The organism is Thioclava sp. UBA3469, from assembly GCF_002378135.1.
Taxonomy (GTDB): domain Bacteria; phylum Pseudomonadota; class Alphaproteobacteria; order Rhodobacterales; family Rhodobacteraceae; genus Thioclava; species Thioclava sediminum.
In genome coordinates, this window is the sequence record NZ_DFRG01000273.1 from 1 (window position 1) to 2,997 (window position 2,997).

At 62.0% G+C, this 2,997-nt stretch carries 3 protein-coding genes and 1 pseudogene; 3 read left to right on the forward strand and 1 reads right to left on the reverse strand.

The window, feature by feature from the left end; all coding sequences use genetic code 11:
* Window positions 1–685 (reverse strand): HAMP domain-containing protein (locus B3D39_RS19970; RefSeq protein ID WP_274962688.1); only part of this gene is annotated, 685 nt, incomplete at its 3' end.
* 222 nt (window positions 686–907) lie between these two features.
* On the opposite strand from B3D39_RS19970, the gene B3D39_RS19975 reads away from it, so the two are divergent.
* The 3 genes and pseudogenes from B3D39_RS19975 to B3D39_RS19985 all read left to right on the forward strand — a co-directional run.
* Window positions 908–1,537, forward strand: coding sequence for an ATP-dependent Clp protease proteolytic subunit (locus B3D39_RS19975; protein WP_078519545.1), 630 nt, complete (start codon window positions 908–910; stop codon window positions 1,535–1,537).
* A gap of 118 nt (window positions 1,538–1,655) precedes the next feature.
* Window positions 1,656–2,666: pseudogene (gene clpX / locus B3D39_RS19980) on the forward strand (ATP-dependent Clp protease ATP-binding subunit ClpX); the annotation flags it as partial.
* A gap of 79 nt (window positions 2,667–2,745) precedes the next feature.
* The coding region (locus B3D39_RS19985) for a KH domain-containing protein (RefSeq protein ID WP_286790006.1) at window positions 2,746–2,997 on the forward strand (252 nt) is incomplete at its 3' end.

The following is a 2,997-nucleotide window of genomic DNA, read 5'->3' on the forward strand; positions in this document are numbered from 1 at the left end:
CACCGATTTCGTCGCGGCGACCGGTAGCCGGGATGTCCGTATCGAGTTGTCCCCCGGCCACGGAGCGCATCGCCTCCGTCACGCGGGTGAGGGGGCGGGTGATCAGCCAGCGCGCGCCCAGCATCACACCGCCGAGAATGCCCGCGAAAATCAAAGCGGTGAAAGCGAGGTTGCGGACCATGTCCTTTCGCGCGCGAGCGATGGCGGGGGCCGGACTCCAGCGCAGGGCAATCGCGGCGATCGGCGGATCCTCCGGAGAAATGCGCAGTGGAATTGCCTCGCTCAGCCCATCTGCCGAGATCGCCCTGTCGTTGGCCTCAAGCGCGCTTTGCGCCAGAGTGACAAGAGCGGGATCGGGCGCGCCAGCATCGGCCATAACCGTGCCGCGTCTGTTGAGCGCGATTGCGGATTGGCCTGCACCGTCCGAGCCCGCGAGCACGTTTTCTAACTCATGCGTCGCATCCGCGATCCGCCCCGTGATCAGCGCATCCGTCACCGAATCGCCGAGCATCGGCAGGATTTGGTCGAGATGTGCCCGCGCTGCCTCATTGGCGCGACGATGGTTCGAATTGATCGTGAGCAGCGTCATCAGCGTCGCGAACACGAACCCCGCCGCCGCGATCAGGATCAGCAATTTGAGCATCACGGTGTGCCAGGCGCTTGCGCCAGCCTCGGATTTGGACATGTCCGCCTCATTTTTCCACACGGGCGCATTCCCGCAAAATCGCCGACACGCTACGTCCAGACCCTTTCCATGCGATTAACACGCACCCGCCGACGGCCAATATTTGCGCCGCGGCAGCCCTTCGCGCGGGGTCAGCGCCCTTGAAGGTCCCCGATGCGGTCACTAAGACTTCTGTAAAGATCACACGCTATGAACAGCGTCGAACGACCAGGAAGGGCCGAGATGAAAGATCCCCACGAGTTTTACATGAACACGCTGGTGCCGATGGTGGTCGAGCAGACCTCGCGCGGCGAGCGTGCCTACGACATCTACTCGCGCCTGCTGAAAGAGCGCATCATCTTCCTGTCGGGGCCGGTCCATGACGGCATGTCGACCCTGATCTGCGCGCAGCTTCTCTTCCTCGAGGCCGAGAACCCGAAAAAAGAGATCGCGATGTATATCAACTCGCCGGGCGGCGTGGTGACGAGCGGTCTCTCGATCTACGACACGATGCAATACATCAAGCCGAAGGTCTCGACCCTGGTGATCGGGCAGGCGGCGTCGATGGGCTCGCTGCTGCTGACCGCGGGCGAAAAGGGAATGCGCTTCTCGCTGCCCAACAGCCGCGTCATGGTGCACCAGCCCTCGGGTGGCTATCAGGGTCAGGCGACCGACATCATGATCCACGCCCGCGAGACCGAGAAACTCAAGCGTCGCTTGAACGAAATCTACGTCAAGCACACCGGCAACGACTACGACACGATCGAGGCCGGTCTCGAGCGCGACAACTTCATGTCCGCCGAAGAAGCGAAGTCCTGGGGTCTGATCGACGAGATCCTCGAGAGCCGCGTCAGCGACGACGGAGAAAAGTGATCCTCCCGCTTAACTTCGGGGCGATTTTGACATTGAGGTGACGGTTGGCCTGTCCTAGTCTTGATGGGACAGGCCAATTCACGAAGCCCGGGGGCAGCCCGGGCAGCAGAGGTAAGAGATGGCGAACTCGAACGGCTCCGACAGCAAGAACACGCTCTACTGCTCGTTCTGCGGCAAAAGCCAGCATGAGGTCCGCAAGCTGATCGCGGGCCCGACCGTGTTCATCTGTGACGAATGCGTCGAGCTGTGCATGGACATCATCCGCGAGGAGACGAAATCGGCCGGGCTGAAATCCACCGATGGCGTGCCGACCCCGCGCGATATCTGCCAGGTGCTCGACGATTACGTGATCGGTCAGGAACATGCCAAGCGCGTGCTCTCGGTTGCGGTGCACAACCACTACAAGCGCCTCAATCACGGCACGAAGACCGACATCGAACTGGCGAAGTCGAACATCCTGCTGATCGGCCCGACGGGCTGCGGCAAGACACTTCTGGCCCAGACGCTGGCGCGCATCCTCGATGTGCCCTTCACGATGGCGGATGCGACCACGCTGACCGAAGCCGGTTACGTGGGTGAGGATGTGGAGAATATCATCCTCAAGCTGCTTCAGGCCTCGGAATACAACGTCGAGCGGGCGCAGCGCGGCATCGTTTATATCGACGAGGTCGACAAGATCACCCGTAAGTCGGACAACCCGTCCATAACGCGCGACGTGTCGGGCGAGGGTGTGCAGCAGGCGCTGCTGAAGATCATGGAGGGCACCGTGGCCTCCGTGCCGCCGCAGGGCGGGCGCAAGCATCCGCAGCAGGAATTCCTGCAGGTCGACACCACGAACATCCTGTTCATCTGCGGTGGCGCATTTGCCGGTCTCGACAAGATCATTGCCGATCGCCTGCAGAAGCGCTCGATCGGTTTCGGCGCGCATGTGTCCGATCCGGACAAGCGCCGCGTTGGCGAACTGCTCGAGAAGAGCGAACCGGAAGACCTGCTCAAATTCGGCCTGATCCCCGAGTTCGTCGGGGCGATCGCCAATGCGGAGAACAATCACGACCTCGATGTCGACGCGCTCGTCGTCGCCGAGGCGTCGGTCGGCAAGTCGATCACCATGAAGCGGTTCGCAACGCGCGGCCGTGGCAAGTCCACGCGGATCCTGAAGCCGTTCAGCCGGCTGCGGATCGTCGTACGCGAAGCAGAAGAGGCGTAAGATGGGTCACAAGAGCAATCCGATCGGTCTGCGCCTGCAGATCAACCGCACCTGGGACAGCCGCTGGTACGCCGAAGGTGGCGACTATGCCAAGCTGCTCAAGGAAGACATCGAGATCCGCAAGTACATCATCGACAACCTGCCGCAGGCAGCGATTTCGAAGGTGGTGATCGAACGTCCGGCCAAGCTGTGCCGCGTGTCGATCTATGCTGCGCGTCCCGGCGTCATCATCGGCAAGAAGGGCGCCGACATC